20 protein-coding genes are annotated in these 24513 nt (G+C 35.0%); 12 read left to right on the top strand and 8 right to left on the bottom strand.

What is annotated here, in order from left to right:
• Positions 1-624 precede the first annotated feature (624 nt).
• Positions 625-1119, top strand: coding sequence for an RNA polymerase sigma factor (locus DB895_RS06880; protein ID WP_116724633.1), 495 nt, complete (start codon positions 625-627; stop codon positions 1117-1119).
• 5 nt (positions 1120-1124) lie between these two features.
• Complete coding sequence (locus tag DB895_RS06885; RefSeq protein ID WP_116724634.1) at positions 1125-1766, top strand: hypothetical protein; 642 nt, start codon at positions 1125-1127, stop codon at positions 1764-1766.
• A gap of 83 nt (positions 1767-1849) precedes the next feature.
• On the opposite strand, the gene DB895_RS06890 is transcribed toward DB895_RS06885, so the two are convergent.
• Positions 1850-2653, bottom strand: a complete 804-nt coding sequence (locus DB895_RS06890) for a lysophospholipid acyltransferase family protein (RefSeq protein WP_116724635.1) — start codon at positions 2651-2653, stop codon at positions 1850-1852.
• A gap of 45 nt (positions 2654-2698) precedes the next feature.
• The gene (locus DB895_RS06895) at positions 2699-3337 is read right to left on the bottom strand and encodes an NUDIX hydrolase (RefSeq protein WP_116724636.1); all 639 of its coding nucleotides are present in this window, start codon (positions 3335-3337) and stop codon (positions 2699-2701) included.
• Between the two features lie 173 nt (positions 3338-3510).
• On the opposite strand from DB895_RS06895, the gene DB895_RS06900 reads away from it, so the two are divergent.
• On the top strand, positions 3511-3954 hold the full coding sequence (locus DB895_RS06900; protein ID WP_116724637.1) for a DUF4268 domain-containing protein: 444 nt from the start codon (positions 3511-3513) through the stop codon (positions 3952-3954).
• A 186-nt stretch (positions 3955-4140) separates the two neighbouring features.
• On the opposite strand, the gene DB895_RS06905 is transcribed toward DB895_RS06900, so the two are convergent.
• On the bottom strand, positions 4141-5205 hold the full coding sequence (locus tag DB895_RS06905; RefSeq protein WP_116724638.1) for an outer membrane beta-barrel protein: 1065 nt from the start codon (positions 5203-5205) through the stop codon (positions 4141-4143).
• A gap of 654 nt (positions 5206-5859) precedes the next feature.
• Between DB895_RS06905 and DB895_RS06910 the strand changes: the two genes are divergently transcribed.
• The 6 genes from DB895_RS06910 (at position 5860) to rplT (ending at position 12420) form a co-directional block, all read left to right on the top strand.
• Positions 5860-7317: a CoA-acylating methylmalonate-semialdehyde dehydrogenase gene (locus tag DB895_RS06910; RefSeq protein ID WP_116724639.1), complete on the top strand. Its 1458-nt coding sequence runs from the start codon at positions 5860-5862 to the stop codon at positions 7315-7317.
• A gap of 44 nt (positions 7318-7361) precedes the next feature.
• Entirely contained in the window at positions 7362-8693 is a 1332-nt protein-coding gene (locus DB895_RS06915; protein WP_116724640.1) for an aminotransferase class III-fold pyridoxal phosphate-dependent enzyme, read from the top strand.
• A 406-nt stretch (positions 8694-9099) separates the two neighbouring features.
• Positions 9100-11046: a threonine--tRNA ligase gene (thrS, locus tag DB895_RS06920; protein ID WP_116724641.1), complete on the top strand. Its 1947-nt coding sequence runs from the start codon at positions 9100-9102 to the stop codon at positions 11044-11046.
• 16 nt (positions 11047-11062) lie between these two features.
• Positions 11063-11617 carry a translation initiation factor IF-3 gene (gene infC, locus DB895_RS06925; RefSeq protein WP_394336329.1) on the top strand — a complete coding sequence of 185 codons (555 nt, stop codon included), beginning with the start codon at positions 11063-11065 and terminating at the stop codon, positions 11615-11617.
• A 131-nt stretch (positions 11618-11748) separates the two neighbouring features.
• Positions 11749-11946, top strand: coding sequence for a 50S ribosomal protein L35 (rpmI, locus tag DB895_RS06930; RefSeq protein WP_011921545.1), 198 nt, complete (start codon positions 11749-11751; stop codon positions 11944-11946).
• Positions 11947-12075: 129 nt separating this feature from the next.
• Positions 12076-12420 (top strand): 50S ribosomal protein L20, encoded by a 345-nt coding sequence (gene rplT, locus DB895_RS06935; protein WP_116724643.1) that lies wholly within the window; start codon positions 12076-12078, stop codon positions 12418-12420.
• An 89-nt stretch (positions 12421-12509) separates the two neighbouring features.
• On the opposite strand, the gene DB895_RS06940 is transcribed toward rplT, so the two are convergent.
• From DB895_RS06940 to DB895_RS06950, 3 genes are all read right to left on the bottom strand, one after another.
• Entirely contained in the window at positions 12510-13277 is a 768-nt protein-coding gene (locus DB895_RS06940; RefSeq protein ID WP_116724644.1) for a DUF2490 domain-containing protein, read from the bottom strand.
• A gap of 270 nt (positions 13278-13547) precedes the next feature.
• Complete coding sequence (locus DB895_RS06945; protein ID WP_116724645.1) at positions 13548-14393, bottom strand: isoaspartyl peptidase/L-asparaginase; 846 nt, start codon at positions 14391-14393, stop codon at positions 13548-13550.
• 84 nt (positions 14394-14477) lie between these two features.
• Positions 14478-15347: a cyanophycinase gene (locus DB895_RS06950; protein ID WP_116724646.1), complete on the bottom strand. Its 870-nt coding sequence runs from the start codon at positions 15345-15347 to the stop codon at positions 14478-14480.
• Between the two features lie 333 nt (positions 15348-15680).
• Between DB895_RS06950 and cphA the strand changes: the two genes are divergently transcribed.
• Both cphA and DB895_RS06960 read left to right on the top strand, forming a co-directional pair.
• A complete protein-coding gene (cphA, locus tag DB895_RS06955) occupies positions 15681-18305 on the top strand; it encodes a cyanophycin synthetase (protein ID WP_116724647.1) in 2625 nt (874 codons plus the stop codon).
• A 99-nt stretch (positions 18306-18404) separates the two neighbouring features.
• On the top strand, positions 18405-20537 hold the full coding sequence (locus DB895_RS06960; RefSeq protein ID WP_116724648.1) for a S9 family peptidase: 2133 nt from the start codon (positions 18405-18407) through the stop codon (positions 20535-20537).
• 61 nt (positions 20538-20598) lie between these two features.
• On the opposite strand, the gene DB895_RS06965 is transcribed toward DB895_RS06960, so the two are convergent.
• Complete coding sequence (locus DB895_RS06965) at positions 20599-21861, bottom strand: asparagine synthetase B (protein WP_116724649.1); 1263 nt, start codon at positions 21859-21861, stop codon at positions 20599-20601.
• 114 nt (positions 21862-21975) lie between these two features.
• Here DB895_RS06965 and DB895_RS06970 point away from each other — a divergent pair, with 114 nt between their 5' ends.
• A complete protein-coding gene (locus DB895_RS06970; protein WP_116724650.1) occupies positions 21976-22938 on the top strand; it encodes a YihY/virulence factor BrkB family protein in 963 nt (320 codons plus the stop codon).
• Positions 22939-22953: 15 nt separating this feature from the next.
• Here DB895_RS06970 and dnaB read toward each other — a convergent pair whose 3' ends face one another.
• Positions 22954-24501, bottom strand: a complete 1548-nt coding sequence (gene dnaB / locus DB895_RS06975) for a replicative DNA helicase (RefSeq protein WP_116724651.1) — start codon at positions 24499-24501, stop codon at positions 22954-22956.
• Positions 24502-24513: the final 12 nt, after the last annotated feature.

Raw genomic sequence — 24513 nt, forward strand, 5'->3', positions numbered from 1 at the left:
CCCAAATAAACTCGCGATTTTCAATAAATAAGGTAGAACGTCTGCTTCAATGCGGGTGCAAAAGTAGTTAGTATTTTTAGCTTTCCAAATCTTTTTAGCCCTTTTTTTGAAAGTTTTTTTTAAAAGGCACGTAAGCTGCTGGCGATCTGTTTTTTGCAGAAACCTTAGCTTTGGGATTCCTTAAATGATAAATGAAACTCTTTTATGGTTTTTATAGAAAAGTGCTTGTTTTATCCAGATGCCATAGCCCCGATTGCAGTGGAAATCCTTTCACATCGCTTTTTAGCGTGGGAAAGATTGTAACGAAAAGCGGGAAATAGCTCCTGATAATAAAATGAACAGTGGGGATTTATTATCCAATAAGCATGAGATGCTGCATTAAGTTCATTTATAATGCTTTTCATTTGAAAACAACCTTCTGTATGACGCGCTGAATCCTGGTAAAAATATAGCTATATATTAAGGTAACTTTTTTATGATTTAAAATAGATTCAAGTACAATATTCAATTGGAATGCTGAAGATTTACGCACCCGATTGCATTGTAAATAATTTATAGTAAACAGGACTTCTAAAAAATGTCGTATTTTGTAACGAAATCGAGTCTTAGATTACTAATGAAATTATGAGTAAGGATTTAGAACTATCTTTTGTAAAGCAACTTAAAGACAATCAGAATATAATCCACAAAATTTGTAGGCTATATACCGTTGGTGATGATGCCCACAAGGATTTGTTTCAAGAAATTACGATCCAATTGTGGAAGGCATTTCCAAAGTTTCGTGGCGACAGCAAGTTTTCGACTTGGGCCTATCGTGTGGCCTTAAATACGGCTATCACCTTGTATCGGAAAAATACCCGATCAGTAATGACGGTGGATTATGAAAAACACCAGTTTTTTATTAGTCAGGAAGATTATAATTTTGAGGAGGAAGATCGAATAAAATTAATGTACCAGGCGGTTTATCAACTGAATGACATTGAAAAAGCGTTGGTCTTTATGTATCTTGAAGACAAAGATTATGCGGAAATATCGGAAACCCTGGGTATTAGTGAAGTAAATGCGCGAGTGAAAATGAATAGAATTAAAGGGAAGTTGAAAAAAATATTAAATCCTTAAGGATTATGGAAGAGCTGGATTTATTGAAAAAAGATTGGCAGAAGAATGAAAATTCTTTTACACCCATTTCAGAAATGGAAATTTATAAGATGTTGCATAAAAAATCATCTTCAGTTGTGAGGTGGATATTGATAATTAGTGTTTTAGAATTTATTTTTTGGAGTGTCATAACTTTATTATTAACGGACGATGGCTATCAGAATAAGCTCCATGAATACGGCATCGAGAAGATGATGTTTGCCATAAACTGTGTAAACTACTTGATTATTATAGCATTTATAGCTGTTTTTTATAAAAACTACAAGACCATTTCCACTACCGATTCTACGCATCAACTGATGGAGAACATATTGAAAACGAAAAAGACCGTCCGGAATTACATTTGGTACAATCTTACCATGGCTGCGATAAGCATCATTATTTCTATTGTATTATTATTTTATCATAATCCGGAAATAATTTCAATGATGGAAAAGGCAAATTCAAAGGGACACAAAATACTTTTTATAATTATTAGCACGGGGATTTCTGCACTGTTTATTGGAGTAATAATTGGTTTGTTCTGGTTGTTTTACAAATTACTTTATGGCATTTTACTAAAAAAGCTTTATGCAAATTATAGCGAATTGGAAAAAATAGATTTATAACTTCCCTTAACTTTTATTGATAAAATCGAGACGAAAACGACTTTAAATTGTTTCAAAAAATTTAAATTATTTCCGATTTAATCTTACCATTTCCGCAATCGGTTTAATTCTTCTTGGGCTTCTAATTCTTCAACTGGAATCACTTTTAAGAAAGAAGAATGTTGCTCAATGGCGTATTCAATTTTCTCAACGATTTGCTCTATCGTATCGTTCTCATAATCAATACGTAATGGTTCTTTTATTGTGAATGTTTGCAGGATTCCTTTTTTCTTCATGCGAAGTCCTTTTTTATCAAAAGAACGTCGAAAACCATCAATTACTATTGGAACCACGAGAGGCTTGTGCTGTTTAATGATATGAGCTGTTCCTTTTCGAACGGGTTTAAAAGATTTAGTAGTTCCTTGAGGAAATGTAATTACCCAGCCGTCATTCAAAGCAATTTTTATGTTTTCTGTATCATTTGGGTTTACATCTCGCTTTTCGGCAACATCTTTACCTTTGGCTCTCCAAGTTCTTTCTACAGTTATGGCGCCAACATAAGCTAAAATTCTGGGTAGTATTCCACGTTCCATGGTTTCTTTTGCGGCAACATAATAGATATTCATTTTAGGTTGCCAAATATATCCAACATTTTTAATTGTGTCTTGACGACCACTTAAACTAGCATTAAAAACGTGAAACATTGCGGTGACATCTGCAAAATAGGTTTGATGATTTGATATAAAAAGTACGTTGGTATCCGGAAGATTCTTGATAATTTCAGAACCTTCTATCTGCAATTCGTTAAAACCTCTATACCGTTTGTGCGTTAGGACTGCAAAAATACGGATCAACCATTTTTTCACAAATAATATATGCCCGAAAGGGTTTCTCTTAAACAATCCCATAATTAATTAAAAAACATGAGTGACAAACTTACAATTTTTTACAGTTTATAAGATTTTTTTCAAGGTTTCTTTCAACTCGCTCAATATCATTGCGGTGGCTCCCCAAACATAATGTTCCTGAATTTTAAAAGCTGGAACTTGAATGTCTTTAGCATAAGAAGTGCTCATGGTTTTGTTTACGATGGCATTCTCATCTAAGAAATCTACAATCGAAAGTTCGATTATTCCAGAAACTTCAGTAGGATCGGGATTAAAAATGAGCTCTTCGGTGCTATAACCCAAAAACGGGAAAACCATAAAATTACTAGGAGGAATGTACACCTGAGTAAAGGCCTTAATAACGTTGATTTTGTTAACTGAAACCCCAATTTCCTCTTCTGTTTCGCGCAAAGCAGCATGTTCGATAGAAAGATCTTCAAGCTCCACTTTTCCACCGGGAAAAGCAATTTGTGAAGAATGAACACCGGGATACGAATTTCTGACAATCAAAACCAAGTGTGTTTTAATATTTTTCGGATAAAATAACATCATCACTGCTGCTTTCCTAGGATTTTCACTTACAACATCGAAGTTATTCATCAAGGCTTTACGTTCGGGTGGCTCCATTATTTGGTGTGCCAAATCAGCAAGAAGGGGTTCTGTAACAATTTTGGGAATACAATTAAGAAAGTCCTGAAAATCCATAATCAATGCTTATTTTTACAATCTAAAAATATTTAGAGATTGGTTCCTATACGAATTTACATAAATACAATCAAATTCAGATGTTTAAAATAGAAAAATCTAAATTATTTCAAAAATAAACTCAAAAAATCTGAAGGAATTTGAGCGAATCCAGATTAAAAAATTATTAAAGCATGTATTCCAAACAAGAAAATCAAAAATTAAAACAAGAATTCTGGATCACTTTTTCTGAAAAATATCCTAGAAAATGGATATTGTACGATACGAAGATTAAAGATTTTTCTTTTAAGTTTTTTGTAGACAATACCAAGGCCCAAGTAAGCATTGACATAGAACATAGAAATGAGGAAAAAAGAGAGTTGTACTTTGAAAAACTTGTCGCCTTAAAGAACATTCTAGAAGATGAATTCATTCCTAATTTAGTTTTCGAGAAAAAATGTACCTTGGAAAACGGAAAAACGATTAGCCGAATTTGGGTGGAACAACTTGGCATTACCGTGAGCAATCGCAACTGTTGGAATGAAATTTTCATTTTTTTCAACGAAAAGATGAGTGCTATAGAACTATTTTATTTGGAATATGATGCGTTTATCAAGAATATTGAGAATCCCGTCTAACTTTAATTATAAGAAAACTAAGCGTTTCTAAATTAAATTATGAATATCCATAAAATTATTTGCGCCGTAAAAATGTAAAAAAAGAGCCCCAAATCTATTTTGATTCGGAGCTCTTTTCTTGAATATTGCCTATAAAAAAAGTGCCATTCAAAAATTTGAATGGCGCTTTTTTACTGTTATTTCTAGTTAGAAAGTATATGTTGTTGCTAGTAAAGCAAAAGCATTTAGACCTGTTGGGTTACCCGAATGATTTGTGAAAAAATCTTTTGATGTCGTGTCAACTCTTAACTCAGGAATAATTGTTAAGTTTCCAACTTTATAGTTCAAAGACAAGGTATTAGCTATTACACCAAGACCGTCAACACCATAAACAACTTTATCTTTATCACTAAAATATTCTAATCTGTATGCTAAATTAATATCTTCTTTTACAACATAACTGGCATAACCTACCAATGCAAACCATTTCCCATCTAAAGAACTGTCAACATCATCGTTAACGATTGCATAAGTACCATTAAAACCTAAAGATAATTTTGCATCCAGTTTTTTAGAGGCCACCACATCAAATTGGGTTTTGTTTTTCAACGAACTTGGCAAACCTAAGTTTGGATTGGTACTACCCGTTGTTACATTAAAGTACAAACTTTCAGTATCCCCAACATAAGCAACCTGACCTATAAAAGTTTTTTGTGTAGATCCAGCTTCAATTGCCGTTTTAAAATCGGTAGGATTTGTAACACCCGCCATAAAACTAAATTTACCTTTAGTATATTGCGCTTTTACACCTGTGTTAAAGAATGGGCCATTAGTAAACGCATAGGACATACTGTAATTTTTATTATCAACAGCATCTAATAGTTCGTAACCAATATGTGTTCCAAAAGTTCCCATTGTAACTTTAAAACTACTACTAATGTCATACGCAAAAGTCAATTGTTTAATCATAAATGTATTTGCTCCATCATTATATGAAAAATCTTTTGCTCGCTTACCAAATCCTAAATCTACGAAAACAGAAGCTTTACCTGATTTATGTGATGCTTCGATAGAAGCCATCCCTAATTCAAATGAATTATGGGAATTGGTAAAACTTGTTTTACCATTACCTTGTTGTTGAGAAAAATCTACTTTGTAATACATATCTGCAGACCCCGCAAATGTAGTAGCTGATGGTGTTACCGCTGCATCTTGTGCAAATGTCATGCTTGCTGTTAGCATTAAAGCTAAAATAAGTACCGTTTTTTTCATGTTCAGTTTTTGTTTTAATTAATAATTTTAGTTTGCAATATTTTAATACTCATGAAAACAATTATTTTTTTTCACTCCGCAAACATAATTAATTTTGACAAACCCCCCTTTTTTTTATATAAAAAAGTATAAATTTTTACATTTTAAGTGAAATATCCCTAAAAAAAAATGGCACTTTCTTATTTTATTTTAAAAAAAATGGCAATCTGATATTACACCCAATTCAATAGAAATAAATTATATAAGTATTACCTTACAATAAAAACAATCTGAAAAAAATTAAATTTTAAAAAACCATATAAATTTTGCTTTTCTTGGTTTCAAGATTATATGAAAAAATAATGAAAAGCCATCCATATCATTTCAAATAATAATGACATTTATAAAATCCCTTTAGTTATAGAAGCTATTTATCTGGATTGCGAGACAACAATACTCTACAAATTAATAGTAAAACTGACAACTTGCTTTTTTTAGTTTATTCATTTTTTATCTAACTAACTCGCTCTTCATAATACAAATATTTAAAATTGCAGATAAACTAATAAATATGTCAGTATTTTATAAATTTAACAATATAATCAGGGCAAACAAAAAAATATTATTACTATTTTTGCAAAATACATTATATTTGAAAAATAAAAAAACGTAATTATGATATTTAACGAAGTAAAAAATTTTATAAACGGAGAGTTTAAATCCGGAAGTTCTAGTAAAACACATACTGTAATTTCTCCTTTGGATGGTGGAGAATTAACTACCTTCAAGGAATCTACAATAGACGATTTGAATGAGATTGTGAATTTTGCACAAAAGGCACAAAAGGCATGGCAAAAAGTTACCATAAAAGAAAGAGCACAAGTTTTCTATAAATACAAACAATTATTAGAAAAAAATAGCGCTGAACTAACCGAAATCATATACCTTGAAAACGGAAAAATTCATGGCGAAGCAAAAGCAGAAATAGACAAAGCCATTGAACTTACCGAGTTTGCCTGTTCCCTACCTCAATTTGTGAATGGCGAAAATATGGAAGTGAGTAAAGGAGTTTATTGTTCTTCAACAAAACATCCTTTAGGAGTTGTAGCCTCCATTGTCCCTTTCAATTTCCCAAGTATGGTTCCTCATTGGACCGTTGTAAATGCAATTGCATTGGGAAATGCCATGATTTTAAAGCCATCAGAATCAGTACCAATAAGTAGCCAATATATTGCAAAATTATTAAAAGAAGCGGGACTTCCTGACGGACTATTCAATATTATCAATGGAACTCAATCTACTGTTGAAAACCTATGTGACCATCCCGACATTAAAGCCATAACTTTTGTAGGTTCCACCAAAGTGGCCAAAATTGTATATCAAAGAGCCAGCCAAAATTTGAAACAAGTTTTAGCACTTGGCGGAGCAAAAAACCACATTATTTTATTACCGGATGCACATCCCGATATGGCTTCTTCAAATATTGTTGCATCGATGAGCGGATGTGCCGGCCAACGCTGTATGGCTGCCGCAACTTTGATTGCAGTAGGAAATTGCGACGCTATTCTTGATAAATTAATAGGAGATGCACTTAAAATAAAATGCGGCACAACTTTAGGAGCCGTAATTTCAAAAGCTGCCAAAGAAAGAATTGAAACCTATATTACAGAAGCCGAACAGCAAGGAGCTAAAATTATTTTGGACGGAAGAAATACTACTGTTCCAGGGAAAGAAAATGGTTTTTATGTAGGTCCAACTATTATAGATTATGCCACCGCCGATATGCGTGTTGCTAAAGAAGAGATTTTCGGACCAGTTCTTGCCATTGTTCGCGTAAAAACTATTGATGAAGCTTTGGCTATTGAAAATGCAAATCCTTATGGAAATGCCTGTTCCGTATTTACACAAAGTGGTGGATTGGCTAATTATGTATCCGAAAATGCTTCGGCTGGAATGTGTGGAGTAAACATTGGAGTTCCTGTACCAAGAGAACCATTTGGTTTTGGCGGATGGAATGAATCCCGATTTGGTTCGGGTGATATCACTGGAAAAAGTTCCATTGTGTTTTTTACTAAAGAAAAGAAAACAACCACCAAATGGAATCCAGAAGCGGGAACAAATTGGATGAGTTAAAAAATAAATTTTATAATTAAAGCAGAAAATTTAAGAACACAGAAATGACAAAAGAACAAATAATAGCGGACAGTAAAGAATTTAGCTTATTCTCATGGTCTGCACAAGCAAGCGTAAATCCAATTGCTATAGAAAGAGCCGAAGGTGTTTATTTATATGAAATTGATGGCAAAAGAATCATCGATTTTTCTTCTGGATTAATGTCAGTAAATATTGGGCATGGAGATCAACGTGTAACCAATGCCGTAGTGGAACAAATGCAAAAAGTGAGTTTTGTTACCCCTACTTGTACGACAGAAATCAGAGCCAAATTATCACGCAAATTGGCAGAAATATGTCCAGGTGACTTAAATAAAGCATTTTATACTTTGTGCGGAACTTCTTCTGTAGACAATGCCATCAAATTAGCCCGTTTATATACCGGAAGACACAAAATCATTGGAAGATATAGAGCTTTTCACGGTGGCTCAATAGGCGGTATGACCGTAGGCGGAGATCCGAGAAAATTAGCTAACGATTCGCAACAAATGCCTAACGCGCTTCATTTAGACGATCCGTACTATTTCTTTGGAATGAAAGATTTGGACGAAGACACTAAATTGAGTTTGAGCCTAGAATATGTAGAAAGAATAATTCATTTTGAAGGTAAAACTAATATAGCTGCCTTTATTTTTGAAGGCGAAAGTGGTTCTTCTGGATGTTTACATTATCCAAAAGGATATTTAAAAGGAATCAAAGTACTTTGTGAAAAATATGGTATTCTATTTATTGCCGATGAAGTAATGAGCGGATTTGGTAGAACTGGAAAATGGTTCGGATTTGAAAATCACGATATTATTCCAGACATGGTATGTATGGCAAAAGGATTAACCTCCTCATACTTACCATTGGGATGTTTAATGGTATCTGATAAAATTGCTGCTAAGTTTGAAAGTACTCCTATGATGATTGGATTGACCTATAATGCACATCCAGTAGCATTAGCGGCAGCATTAGCGGTAATAAACATTTATGAAAGCGACAAGTTAATAGAAAATACTCGAAAGATGAGCGCTTATCTGGAATCCAAAATAGAAGCCATGAGAAGCAAACATCCAAGCATGGGCGCTTTTAGAAACACCGGACTTTTAGGATGTTTGGATATTTTAAAAAACAAAACTACCGGAGAACTTATTGCTCCGTATAATGCAAGTGGAGACGATTTGAAAGTTACCAATCTAATTGCTGCAAAAGTGAGAGAATTAGGCTTATACACTTTCGTTCGTTGGGGGTACATATTTATTGCTCCTCCATTGTGTGTTAATGAAAAAGAAATAGACGAAGGCTTAGCTATCATTTCTCAGGCTTTGAGTATTGCAGATGAACATATGAGTTAATTTCCTAAAAAGAGTATCACTTTTATTCAACATAAACACAAATGAAGCTATGATTCTCCATCTCTTATGTCTTTTTACTAGAACACTATTCTCTAGTAAAAGCAAAATATTCCGACTTTAAAACATTTACAAAAGGTCATTTCTTTATTTGAAATGGCCTTTTTCGATTTAATAATCCACCTGAAGTTCTTGAATTTTCATAATTCAAAAAAGTATTTTCTCTTACTCCCATTACTAAACTTCAATTTATACACCGATTAAGTGAATTCGATTTGAAAAAGATAGCGCCAAGTGACTCAATAAAATTACAGAATACTTATCTGTTAGAAATTATTTGAATTACCATACATATATATATTGTATGTTTTTTTCTAATCCTTATATTTGCGGTCACAAAATACGAAAGATGATTAAGATTACTTTACCCGATGGGTCAGTTAAAGAGTTTGCAAAAGGATTAACTCCAATGGATGTTGCTAAAAGCATTAGTGAAGGATTGGCAAGAAATGTCATATCTGCCTCTTTTGACGGTACAACAATTGAAACAGCAACCCCTTTGACGACAGATGGTTCTCTTATTTTGTATACTTGGAATGACAAGGAAGGCAAAAAAGCATTTTGGCATTCAACTTCACACGTAATGGCTCAGGTTTTAGAAGAAATGTACCCAGGCTTGAAACTAACATTAGGTCCAGCAATTGAAAACGGATTCTATTATGATGTCGATTTTAGTGATGCTAAAATTACAGAAGCTGATTTCAAGAAAATTGAAGATCGTGTTTTAGAAATTTCAAGAGAAAAACACGAATTTAAATTGCACCCTGTTTCTAAAGCCGATGCTTTGGAAATGTATAAAGACAATGAATATAAAACGGAATTAATTACAAATCTTGAAGACGGAACGATTACATTTTGCGATCACGCCACTTTTACCGATTTGTGTCGTGGCGGTCATATCCCAAACACTGGAATCATCAAGGCCATGAAAATCATGAGCATTGCAGGTGCTTATTGGAGAGGAAACGAAAAAAACAAACAACTAACACGAGTTTACGGAACGTCATTCCCAAAACAAAAGGATTTAACAGAATACTTGGAATTGCTGGAAGAGGCCAAACGCAGAGACCATAGAAAACTGGGAAAGGAACTGGAATTGTTTGCTTTTTCAGCAAAAGTGGGTCAAGGTTTGCCGCTGTGGTTACCGAAGGGAGCTGCTTTGCGTGACAGACTGGAGCAGTTTTTGAAAAAAGCACAGAAAAAAGCGGGTTACGAACAAGTGGTTACGCCACATATCGGACAAAAAGAACTGTACGTGACTTCTGGACATTATGCAAAATACGGAGCGGATAGTTTTCAACCCATAAATACTCCCGCAGAAGGAGAAGAATTTTTGCTGAAACCGATGAACTGCCCGCATCACTGTGAAATATATAATGTAAGACCTTGGTCCTACAAAGATTTGCCGAAGCGTTATGCTGAATTTGGTACCGTTTACAGATATGAACAAAGTGGTGAATTGCACGGTTTGACTCGTGTTCGTGGATTTACTCAAGATGATGCCCATATTTTTTGCACGCCAGACCAATTGGATCAAGAGTTTAAAAACGTAATTGATTTGGTTTTGTATGTATTTGGTTCCCTTGGATTTGAAAATTTCACCGCTCAAATTTCGTTACGTGACCAAGAAAACAGAGAAAAATACATAGGTAGCGACGAGAATTGGGAGAAAGCGGAAAATGCGATTATCAATGCCGCCGCCGACAAAGGACTCAAAACAGTTGTGGCTTATGGTGAGGCCGCTTTCTATGGTCCGAAATTAGATTTCATGGTCAAAGATGCCCTTGGCAGACAATGGCAATTAGGAACTATTCAGGTAGATTACAACCTGCCAGAACGTTTTGAATTGACTTACAAAGGTTCTGACGATCAATTGCATACACCTGTCATGATCCATAGAGCTCCTTTTGGGTCGATGGAGCGTTTTATTGCTATTTTAATAGAACACACGGCAGGAAAATTCCCGCTTTGGCTGATGCCAGAACAGGCTATTATATTGTCTTTGAGCGAGAAATATGAAATATATGCAAAAAAAGTTTTAAGTCTGCTAGAAAATCACGAAATTCGCGCCCTCATTGACAACCGAAACGAGACAATCGGGAAGAAAATTAGAGATGCAGAAATGCAGAAAATGCCGTTTATGCTGATTGTAGGAGAGGAAGAAGAGAAAAACGGAACCATTTCTATCCGTCGTCATGGACAAGAAGGAAAAGGCAATGTTAGCGTTACAATTGAAGAATTTGCCGCAATTGTAAACGAAGAAATAAGCAAAACACTAAAAGTATTTACAGTTTAACTTAAATTATAAAGCCATAGCAATAAGAAGCAATAGAGGTTACCAACCTCGAGTAGAAAAAAAAGATGCACATAGAATAAATAATCTTATTCGTGTTCCTGAAGTACGTCTTGTAGGAGAAAATATAGAGCCCGGTGTATATAAAACAGCCGAAGCTTTACGATTGGCAGACCAGTTCGAATTGGATCTTGTTGAGATTTCTCCAAATGCAGAACCGCCCGTTTGTAAAATAATGGACTATAAAAAGTTCGTTTACATGCAAAAAAAGCGCGAAAAAGAACTTAAAGCAAAATCTACTCAAATTGTAGTGAAGGAAATTCGTTTTGGTCCACAAACAGACGAGCATGATTATGAATTTAAAAGAAAAAATGCAGAGAAATTCCTGAAAGACGGATCAAAATTGAAAGCTTTTGTATTCTTTAAAGGACGGTCTATCATCTATAAAGATCAAGGTCAAATTTTATTGTTGAGATTGGCCACAGATCTTGAAGAGTTTGGAAAAGTAGAAGCGATGCCCGTATTGGAAGGAAAGAGAATGATTATGTTCATTGCTCCGAAGAAAAAGAAGTAAGTCATAAAGTCGTAAGTCGTAAAGTAAAAAGTCAGCAACTGACTTTCAAACTTTAGACTTTCAAACTTTAGACTTTCAAACTTTAAACTAAAAGATAAGTAAGTAAGAATAAATTAAAACACTAGGAAAAAATGCCTAAAATGAAAACCAAATCTAGCGCCAAGAAACGATTTAAAGTTACTGGTTCTGGAAAAATTAAAAGAAAGCATGCTTTCAAAAGTCACATTTTGACCAAGAAATCTAAAAAACGTAAATTAGCTTTGACACACTCAGCGCTAGTTCACAAAACAGATGAAAAAAGCATCAAACAACAATTAAGAATTATCTAATCGACAATTACAATTGTCAATTACCAAAAAATAATTCTTTAGGTTAAAACAATTTCAATAACCTTGGAGTATGGCCTTAAGTTCTCTTGATTCAATTCGGGACGCCTGCTACAAAAAATCAGAAAAATTATGCCAAGATCAGTAAATTCAGTTGCTAAAAGAGCAAGAAGAAAAAAGATAATGAAGCAAGCCAAAGGTTTCTTTGGTCGTCGTAAAAACGTTTGGACAGTTGCTAAAAATGCGGTTGAGAAAGCAATGTGCTATGCTTACCGTGACAGAAAAGTGAACAAAAGAAATTTCCGTGCTTTATGGATTCAACGTATCAACGCTGGAGCTAGATTAGAAGGAATGTCTTATTCACAACTAATGGGAAAAATCAAAAAGAATAACATCGAATTGAACCGTAAAGTTCTTGCAGATTTAGCCATGAATCACCCAGTAGCTTTCAAAGCAATACTTAATAAAGTAAAATAAACGTTTTATCAACAAGATTTAGATTACTTACTTATAGAAAAACCCATTCACTATTGAATGGGTTTTTTGTTTTCAACAATAAAAAAACACTAATCTCCTGATTCGTGATTTCCAAAATGCGTTAATGATTTGATGCTATTATTGTAATAAAAGAACAGCCTTAAAGTATGATTCGAATCATATTGATACCCCGAATATTTTTGCTGATAGACATTCATATATCCAAAATCAAAACTAAGTTTCGGATTTATAGCTTGTTTGATTCCAATGAAAATTCGGTTCTGATCAAGAGTATTAAACACAACTTCCTTCCCAAAATGAATCAGAATCTCGTCTGCTATCACTAATGATGGCATGTTTTTTTTCTTAAAAACAGGAATGTTTACACTTAAAAGATAACGAACCCTATCGGTAAATCGATTAATACCAGTTGGTTCGTCATTCACAATTTTTTCTTGCCATCGTTGTTCATTCCGTATTCTTTGCAAAATACCCACTTCTCCTATTTTAGTGCTTAGCTGAGTCTGTTGATAAATCCGGTTTTCATCAGAAAAAGTATTCCATTCCGGTTTTGAGGGAGCAACCCACATATGACCGTATCCTAATGCAAATGACACTTTGGAATTTGGCATATAACTAAGCCCTCCTCTTACGAAATAAAAACTGTCATCACTGACAAAATTATTTCTTCTGATATGGAAATCGGCCAGTAAAGACCAATGATCATTAAATTTCAAATTATTATTCAAACTGAACCAAGACTGCGTCTGATTCTTAATCTCTTTTTCAGAATGGACTTGTCCTAAAACAAGCAGAGGAAACAAAATTACAAATATTTTTAATGCGTTTCTAAACATGGTGTATGGATTTAATTAAACAATTTTAAATAAAAATTCACTGCAAATTAACAGTATAAAAATAATGCAAGGCATGATAAAAATCATTTTTCAGGCTTTTCACATTTGCATAATCAGTTTAAAATAATAATTCTCCTTCTACAACATAATGAAGGTTATAAGCTTCAGACAATAAAGGAACAAGTATTATTCTAAAAAGAAAACCCGACAAATTTTAAAAAATTTATCAGGTTTATAATATAAAAATTTACTTAAATGAGATTCTGAAAATCAACTGAAAACTTCGAAATTTTCTCCGTCAAAACTCGCAAAAACCATACTGGGATGTGAATCTTGATGAAACATATTTCCTTTCTTATCTATAGCAATGGCACCGGCAAAACCATCGTAAAATTTTAATTCGTTGAACGTTTTTTCAAAAGCTTTTTTAATCGGAAATCCATCCGTTACTCGAGTTACTATTTTGGCCGCAGTGGCATTACTTACAATATCTTCACCAACTCCTGTTAAACTTACACCACAAAATTCATTTGCAAAATTTCCTGCAACTGTAGCCGAATCAGAGATTCTACCGGGCATTTCAAATCCTTTTCCTCCTGTTGATGTTGCAACAGCAATTTTCCCTTCTTTATCCAAGGCCACACAACCAACAGTTCCTGTACCGGTAGCAACTAATTTTGCTTCATATTCGGCTCGACGTTGTGGAATTTCTGTAGAAAACTTCTCAAAACCATGTTGTCTTGCAAAATTTGTTGCTCCACTCCCTCCCAGAACTCTGTCGTCATATTGCATCAACAATTCCGCAACCTGAATGGGGTTCTTTACCGATTCTATATTTATAACTCCACTCATTTTCTGGGTTGTCCCATCCATAATTGCAGCACTCATCCTGATTTTTCCGTCACTTTGAATTTGTGAACCAATACCAGCATTAAATAATTCGTCATCTTCCAAAAGCGAAACTGCAAAAACTACCGTTTCTATAGCCGAATGGGTTTTTAAATACACGTACGATTCCTTCACAATATGAACTAACGCTTCTTGCTTAGCTACTTTTGTTTCATGATTAGTTGATGATTCCGAAAAAAATCCGCCGTGAATAATAATTTTAGACATCTTAGTGTATTGGATTTTAAATTTCTAGACCTATTTATTTTTTTAGGCATCCTTATAATTAAAGAAGTCTAAATATTTAATTATCTAAACATATTGCGAAGACTGAATGTGCATTTTAAAAGTATCTAAATTGAAAGTATCAAATTTACTCATGACATGAGTTACAAGGTGGTTAATTGAAATGGGCTGGCCTAATTCTATTTGAGTCAAATTGGTATCTTTTATCTCCCTCCCATCAACCAAAATCACCAATCCAGAGCCAATAGCTTCCATCTGATTATTTGTGATTAATAAACCCGTATCTTCTCCCAGTCCAATTCCTAATACTTTTGGATTTCCCACAACCGTTTGAAACAACCTGCCAATTCTGCCGCGTTGCACAAAATGCGTGTCAATAATTACGCCATCAATCAGACCTAAACCACTCGTTATTTTTACTTCACCCTTCAACAATGCCTCTGAGCTACTTCCTTGATAAATCATGTTATTAGATGCCGCAGCAGCCCCGGCAGAAGTACCCGCATAAATGAAATCCTCTTTTTTATATTTATCTAATATAATGTCATGAAAAGGAGTCCCTCCTAAAATGGAAGTCAATCGCAATTGGTCACCACCAGTAAACATTACTACATCGGCAGTTTTCAACCGCTCTAAAACTTCAGGATCCATTGCCTGTTCCCGTTTTTCAATATGTAAAACATCTACATTTTTGGCACCAAGATAGTTCAATGCCTTTACATATTCTGGCCCAATCTCTCTTGGGATTTTTGAAGCTGTAGTAATAATTTCAATTCGGGATTCCTCTTTATGCTTCGATTCGTCAATAATTCGTTTTAGAATTCCTGCTTCAAAAAAATTCAAGTTTTTTACAGCATTTTTATCTAAATCGGTTTCAGTAAAACTTCCTTTATCTACTGCTCCGCCAATGATGATTAATTTTCCACGTATATTCATTTGGTAAAAATAACCAAAAATTGAAATAAAGCAACCCAAATTTCATTTTTGAAGTAAAACTTTTGATATTTGCTGAACCACACTTACTGATTTCGACTTCATCTTTGTTTGTACCCCACAAATGACACCTGCTTTGTGGAGCTATTCTAAAATTTAATTGATTTATTCTAATCTGAAAATTATTTTTTTTCAGAAGAACTTGTAATTTTAATTCCTTATTTTCTTTACATAAAAACCAGTAAAGTCAAATAATTTTTGTTAAACCCGTTTAAAAAAAAACTTTGAAAGCAAAAACTCCTTACATTTAACAAAATCAGAGAAAAAATAGCATTAATGAAAATACTAAAAATACAAGCACTTCGTGGTCCAAACATTTGGAGCGTTCAAAGAAAAAAACTAATCCAAATGCGATTGGATTTGGAGGAAATGGAACAATTTCCCACTAATAAAATAGAAGGATTTAAGGAGAGAATAGAGGCCATGTTCCCTACCATGATTGAGCATCGCTGTTCTGAAGGTTGCCGAGGCGGGTTCTTTTCCCGTATTGAACGAGGCACTTGGATGGGGCACGTCATTGAACACATTGCACTCGAAATTCAAACTTTAGCAGGAATGGAAACTGGATTTGGCAGAACTCGCGAAACCAAAACTTCCGGGATTTATAATGTCGTTTTTAGTTACACCGAAGAAAATGTAGGTCTATTTGCAGCGGAAAGTTCGGTTGCCATTGCTGAGGCATTAATTTCCGGAACCGAATATGATATTGAAGGTGATATTCAAAAAATGAGAGAAATACGCGAACGAGTTCGTCTAGGGCCAAGTACCGGAAGTATCGTGGAAGAGGCGGTTGCAAGGGATATTCCTTGGATTCGTATGGGCACGAATTCGTTAGTTCAATTGGGTTATGGTGTGAATCAAATGCGCTTTCAGGCTACTATCACTTGCAAAACCAGTAGCATTGCCGTAGACATTGCCTGTAATAAAGAACTCACTAAGAAAATGCTCGACAACGCATCAATCCCGGTTGCCAGTGGTGGGATTTGTGTTGACGAAGAAGACTTGGCCGAGACCATAAAAAAAATTGGCTACCCTATAGTGCTAAAACCACTTGACGGAAATCATGGGAAAGGCGCTTCTATAAATGTAATAAATTGGGAAGATGCCGTTGAAGGCTTAGTTTATGCAAAAAAATACAGTCACAAAATTATTGTAGAAAAATTCATAACGGGTTTTGACTTTCGAGTATTAGTGATAGACAATAAACTGGTGGCAGCCGCGAAAAGGGTTCCCGCTCACATAATTGGGAATGGGAAAGACAGCATTCAACAGTTAATCGATACCACTAATCTGGATCCGAGACGTGGATATGGACATGAAAATGTCTTGACCCAAATTGATGTTGATAGAGACACTTTGGATTTATTGGATAAACTAGAATACACATTAGACACCATTCCAAAAATAGATGAAATTGTATATTTAAAATCTACCGCTAATTTAAGCACTGGAGGAACATCTGTAGACGTAACGGATATGATGCATCCTGAGAATATTTTCCTTGCTGAAAGAATTTCAAGAGTTATTGGTCTAGACATTTGTGGCGTAGATATTATGGCCGAAAATTTGACCCAACCCTTAAAAGAAAACGGTGGTTGCATACTAGAAGTTAACGCTGCTCCGGGTTTTCGCATGCACTTGGCTCCTTCTGAAGGATTGCCAAGAAATGTAGCTTCTCCGGTAATAGATATGTTATATCCCCCAGGAAAACCAAGTCGAATCCCCATCATTGCGGTAACGGGAACCAACGGAAAAACAACCACTACAAGACTTTTGGCCCACATTGTAAAAAATAACGGGTATAAAGTTGGCTTTACCACTTCGGATGGGATATATGTTCAAAATCACATGTTGGAAAAAGGAGATACCACTGGCCCCATTTCGGCTGAGTATATCTTAAAAGATCCCACAGTAGAATTCGCTATTCTTGAAACGGCTCGAGGAGGAATTCTTCGCTCGGGTTTGGGTTTTAGTCGCTGTGATATTGGAATAATTACCAACATTCAAGAAGACCATTTAGGGTTAAGTGACATACATACCCTCGACGATTTAGCTCGTGTAAAAGCTACAGTAGTAAAAAGCATCAAAAAGGATGGCTGGGCAATCTTAAATGCTGAAGATACCCATTGTATAAAAATTGGGAAAGAGTTAAATTGCAACGTAGCTTATTTTAGTATGGATGAAGAAAATCCATTTGTAAAAGAACTTTGCAAACAAGGAAAAATAGTTGCCGTTTATGAAAACGGATTCATCACCATCAAAAAGGGAGAATGGAAAATCCGTATAGAACGCGCCACTCATGTCCCTTTAACACTTGGTGGAAAAGCTAAATTCATGATTTCTAATGTACTTGCAGCGACACTAGCGAGCTATTTATGGGGGTTCAAGACCGAGGATATTAGTTTGTCACTACAAACCTTTATTCCTAGTGCTGCACAAACTCCAGGCCGTATGAATATCTTTGAATTCAAGAAATTCAAAGTATTAATTGATTTTGCTCACAATGCAACAGGCTATCTTGGGATAGAAGATTTTTTACTAAGCGTGGAAGCCAATAAAAAAATTGGAATAATTGCGGGAGTCGGTGATCGTCGCGATTCGGATATCAAAGAATGTGCAAAAATTGCTGCACGGATGTTTGACCACATTATCATTCGTCAGGAAAAGTACCTTCGCGGAAGAACCGAAGAAGAAATCATTAATTTAATACTGGAAGGAATTGTCAGTTCTGGAAAAATCGTGACTTATGAAATTATTCCTAAAGAAACGGAAGCCATAAAACATGCCATAAATAGTGCAGAAAACGGCACTTTTATCGTTGCTTTAAGTGACGTAGTAACCAACGCCATTGATATTGTCCAGGAATATTTAGACAAAGAAAATGAGCAAGGAATAATTTAATTTTATTTTTTTAATTACAAAGGATAATGATAATCGACAAATAAAGTCTATAGTCATTATCCTTTTTTAAATATTTTCGTTTCACATCAAAAATACCACATGAATAAATTTTCTGTTTTTATTTTAAGTTGCTTTATCTCAATTGCCACTTTCGGTCAAGCCAAAAAACTGACACTTGAAGAAGCTGTTTTACAGCAAAATCGTCAATATAAAGCCGATAAATTACTGGGGTTTCAATGGATTCCAAACACTCACAAATATATTTATTTAGCAGAAAACGGAAAAAAGCTCATGACCGCCACAACCACAGATTCAAAAGCAGAGGAATTATTACCCCTTTCTGATTTGAACAAAGCCATTGGAAGTGACTTAAAAAAATTCAATGAAATAGACTGGAAAGATGCTAATACTTTCATCATTACTAGCGGAACCAAATACTTTGAGTATAACATTCAAACCAAAATAGGAAAAGAAATTGCAGAATTTACCGATATCGCTGAGAATCAGACTTTTGACACCGCAAAAGAAAACATTGCTTTTACCGAAAAAAACAATCTCTTTATCTTAAAAAAGAATAAAGATAAAATTGCCATTACTTCTGAATCTAACGAAGCAATTGTTTCCGGTCAATTTTTCGCCAGAAATGAATTCGGGATAAAAAACGGGATTTTTTGGTCTCGCAAATCGAACTTTTTAGCCTTCTATCAAAAAGATCAAACTGAAGTGGCCGATTATCCTTTACTGGACATTACCGAAACTTCCGGAAAATTAGAAAGTATTAAATATCCTATGGTGGGTCAAAAAAGCGAAAAACCAAGAATTGGAATTTATAACTTAGCTACACAAAAAACGGTTTTTATTACTCCAAGCGGAAACTCCGATGATTATTTAACTAATTTGTCATGGACACCCGACGAAAAATTTGTTGTCATTGCCGAATTAAATCGGAAACAAAATGACATGCATCTGAATTTGTATGATGCGGTATCTGGCAAATTTGTTCGGACACTTTTAAACGAGAAAAATGATAATTGGGTAGAACCGGAACATCCTGCCTATTTTCCAAATAACAAATCCAATAACTTTGTTTGGATAAGCGAACAAGACGGTTTCAATAACTTGTACCATTATTCTATTGAAGGAAAATTAATCAAACAATTGACGTCCAATAAATTCCCTGCAAAAGAAATTTTGGGAAGTAATCTACTCGGAACCGAAATTTACTTTTCTGCTACCGGAGAAAACCCAATGAATATGTTGGCCTACAAAGTAACTTTAAAAGGCAAACAAACTTTACTTACTAAAGATGCTGGGATTCACAATGTAACAGTTTCTGCAGATGGAGATTGGTTTTTTGATGAATTTTCAAATCATTCCACGCCATCAAAATCGGTATTGTACAATAACAATTTAAAAGCAACTCCATTATTGGTAAGCAAAAACAAATACGACGGTTATGAAATGGGAACATCTGAAATAAAAACCATTAAAGCCGCTGACGGTGTCACCGATTTATACACGCGTTTAATTAAACCCAGTAATTTCGATTCTACCCAAAAATACCCCGTTTTAGTCTATGTATATGGAGGACCTCATGCACAAATGATTACGAACTCCTATTTGGACGGAGCAAATCTTTGGATGTATTGGTTGGCAGAACAAGGTTATTTGGTTTTCACGGTAGACAATCGAGGTTCCGATAATCGGGGATTTGCCTTTGAAAGTGTAATTCACGGAAGGCTTGGCGTAAACGAAATTGACGATCAAATGAGAGGAGTAGCCTATTTAAAATCATTGCCTTATGTTGATGGCAATCGCCTTGCAGTTCACGGTTGGAGTTTTGGAGGATTCATGACAACCTCTATGCTATTGCGCAGACCCGATGTATTTAAAGTAGGTGTTGCCGGCGGACCTGTGACCGACTGGAAGTACTATGAAATCATGTATGGAGAACGCTACATGGATACACCTGACGAAAATCTAAAAGGGTTTGAGGAAGCCAGTACATTAAACTATGCAAAAGATTTAAAAGGAAAACTACTCTTAATTCACGGAACAAGTGATGATGTTGTCGTAATGCAAAACAATTTTTCTCTTGTCAAAAAATTTATTGAAGCAGGAAAACAAGTAGATTTTTTTCCATATCCCATGCACAAACACAATGTTACTGGTAAAGATCGAGTGCATTTAATGACCAAGGTATTAAACTATGTGATGGAAAATAATAAGTAAACTAACGATTGAATAACTTCGTTTAGGTCATAAAAAAACTGAAATTCATTTTCGTTTTTTTTTAAGTTTTCTGTTTTTTCTTTTTAGCGGCTGGAAACAAAACATTGTTCAAAATCAATCGGAATCCGGGAGAATTGGGATGCAAGTCTAAAACCGTGGGCTCATCACCTACTCTATGCTGGTAATCCTCCGGATCATGACCTCCAAAAAAGGTAAACATGCCTTTGCCTTTTTCACCATGAATGTAACGTGATTCGCCATTTAACTCACAAGTACCCATTACCAACACATTCGATTTAATTAATTCCGTTTCAAAAGATGTGGTTTGCCCCATAAAGCCCTTCACCAATTGAGTATGATTTTGACACAACATACTCGGGATTGGATCCCATTTAGCAGAAAAATCCATTAAAGTAAAGTAATCTTTCTCCATTGGAATTCTCCTTTTTTCAGTCATATCAATATCCGAAAATTCATAATGCTCCGGTTTTCTGTCAAGAATGAAATTTTTAAAAGCAAAGGTTTTGGTATAATCTATTCTAGATTGGTAGTTCCCTTCACTCGCATCACCATCAAACATGGGTTCACAAATATCAACCCCTTCAGCTGCCAATGCAATGTCAAAACTATCTGTTGCAGAACACATCGCAAACATGAAACCGCCACCAATAACGAAATCCCTAATTTTTTTTGCTACGGCCAATTTCTCCTCTGAAACTTTGTTATAGCCTAATTTAGTAGCTAAAGCTTCGGCTCCTTTTTTCTGTTCGATATACCAAGGTGCATTTCTATAAATTCCATAAAATTTACCATATTGCCCAGTAAAATCCTCGTGATGTAAATGCAACCAATCAAATAATAACAACTGATCACTTAAAACTTCTTCATCGTAAATAGGCGTAAACGGAATCTCTGCATAAGTCAAAACCATCGTGACCGCATCATCCCAGGGCTGTTTCCCCTTTGGGGTATAAACGGCAATTTTTGGGGCTTTTTCTAATACCACCGCATCCATATTTTGTGATGGACTTGAAATTTCCTGCAAAATGGTCTCTTCCTCCCCATCAGTTAAGATTTCAAAACTCACCCCTCGAATTTGACATTCTTTTCTAATTTCAGGAGCATCTGGCAATAAAAAAGAGCCCCCGCGATAATTTAATAGCCAACTCGCCTTGTATTGCCTATCTAAGCACCAATACGTAATACCATAGGCTTTAAGATGATTTTTCTGGGTAGTTTCGTCCATCGGAAGCAAAATAAAAGAAGCTTTTACAGAAAAGCAAACAAGTATTAATCCGATATATACTAATTTCTTGAAAGGCATTTTTTAATTTTTATTTCAAAGATAACTTAAAATAACTAATATTATTTACCCAAAATTATATAACAAATTATCAAACTCAATGCATTAATATTGCATATAAGAAAAATGCATATTATGAAGAAATACTTCACCCTGAAAGCTTTTAAAACAGACCTTAAAATACTTAATGACACATTCAATGGATTTATAGACGATAAATGTTTAAAATTAAGTGCCTCTCTTTCATACTACACCCTTTTTTCCTTAGCGCCGCTACTACTTTTACTGATTTCTCTTGCGGGTTTTTTTCTGGGTAGAGATGCAATCCAAGGCCAATTGTTTTCAGAGATAAATGGAGTTTTCGGAAATGCAGTTGCGGTTCAAATTCAGGAAATGGTTAAAAATATGGAACTATCCGGTAAAACGACAACTGCCGTGGTTGTTGGGATTATTACGCTTATTATAGGAGCCACCAGTGTTTTTGGAGAAATACAGGATTCAATAAATATGATCTGGAGAGTAAAGGTAAAACCAAAAAGGGGCTGGCTAAAAGTTCTAAAAAATAGACTCCTATCGTTATGGCTTATTGGAGGGCTCGGGTTCTTACTGATTGTTTCATTGGTTGTCAACATTGCTCTTTTAGCCATGAATAATTTATTGAAAGGTTATTTTCCAAATGTTACCATCATTATATTTAACATCCTGAATATAGTCATCAGTTTTGGAGTGATTACTGTACTTTTCGGTATTATTTTCAAAGTATTGCCTGATGTTAAAATTGCATGGAAAGACGTTCAAATAGGCGCTTTTTTTACCGCCTGTCTCTTTATGGTGGGACGGTTTTTAATTGGTCTTTATATTGAAACTGCGGTTACCGCCTCGGCCTATGGTGCAGCCGGATCACTAATCATTGTTTTAGTATGGATTTATTATTCCGCGGTCATTGTTTATTTTGGAGTAGAATTCACAAGAGTTTACGCCAATTACGTCGGACGTAAAATTGAACCAGCTGAGTTTGCGGTTTATGTTGAACAAATAGAAAGAGAAATTGACAAGGCTCTTGTGCCTCCGTTAGAAAAAAAGGAAATAATAAATTAACGATTTACTTTTGGTTTAAAATGGAACATCACTGTCGTCCTCTTCATTATTATTCAAATTGCTTCCAAAAGCTTCATGTGCTGAAGGAAGCGTTTTTGTGTTAAAAGGGTTTTCATCATGATTCATTTTTGAAGGTAAATCATCATAACTGCCATTGTAATCATCAAGATTGTCGAATTTACCTAGATTCCCAATGAACTTTAATCGGATATTTTCTAGTGAACCATTTCTATGTTTTGCAATGATAAACTCCGCCTGCCCTGCAGTAGGTGATTGTTCATCATCATCCCATTCATCAATTTTATAATATTCGGGTCTGTAAATAAAGGACACGATATCGGCATCTTGCTCAATCGCTCCCGATTCCCTAAGGTCAGAAAGCAATGGTCTTTTACTCGATCCTCGGGTTTCCACAGCACGTGACAATTGTGACAGGGCAATAACTGGTACACCTAATTCTTTGGCTAAAGCTTTTAAGTTTCTTGAAATTGTAGAAATCTCTTGCTCTCTATTCCCTCCATTTTTTCCGTTTCCTCCAGCAGTCATCAATTGAAGATAATCGACAATGATTAATTTAATGCCATGTTGTGAGGCCAAACGTCTGGATTTAGCTCTTAAATCAAATATGGAAAGCGATGGAGAATCATCAATAAAAAGTGGGGCTTTTTCCAAATTTTTGACTTTGATACTCAACTGCTCCCATTCGTGTTTTTCTAATTTTCCGGTTCTTAATTTCTCAGAAGACAAGCCAGTCTCCGAAGAAATCAAACGCGTGATTAATTGAACTGAAGACATCTCTAATGAGAACAAAGCGACAGGATGACCAAAATCGATTGCAATATTTCTTGCCATAGAAAGCACAAATGCAGTCTTACCCATACCCGGACGGGCTGCAATGATTATTAAATCACTTGGTTGCCAACCAGAAGTTAACTTGTCTAACTTATCGAAACCCGTTGCGATTCCGCTTAAACCTTCTTTACCGGCTATTTCTTCAATTCGTTTCTTTGCTTGAATGACCAAACTTTGGGCAGTTTCAGAACTTCGCTTGATGTTTCCTTGGGTAACTTCATATAGTTTCGATTCGGCCTTGTCTAATAAGTCAAAAACGTCGGTGGTTTCATCATAGGATTCTTCTATAATTTCAGATGAAATCCGAATTAAACTACGCTGAATGTATTTCTGTAAAATAATTCGGGAGTGAAATTCAATATGCGCTGAGGAAGCTATCTTTTGGGTAAGTTGAATAAGGTAAAAATCGCCACCGGCCAAGTCTAACTTTGCATTCTTTTTTAATTGAGCTGAAACTGTTAATAAGTCAATTGGCTGTGTGTCTGTGAATAACTGGACAATGGCCTCAAAAATATGTTTGTGTGCTTCTTTATAAAAAGCATCTGCTTGAAGAATATCTATTACATCATCAACTCCTTTTTTATCAATCATCATGGCACCAAGAACCGCTTCCTCAAGATCTAGCGCTTGCGGAGGTAACTTGCCTTTCTCTAAATTGATAATTGTGGTTTTAGCCACTTTAATCGGGTTTATGTTTTTGAAATTTTCCATGATGCGAATGTA

The sequence above is a fragment of the Flavobacterium psychrotolerans genome (assembly GCF_003097635.1).
Lineage (GTDB): Bacteria > Bacteroidota > Bacteroidia > Flavobacteriales > Flavobacteriaceae > Flavobacterium > Flavobacterium psychrotolerans.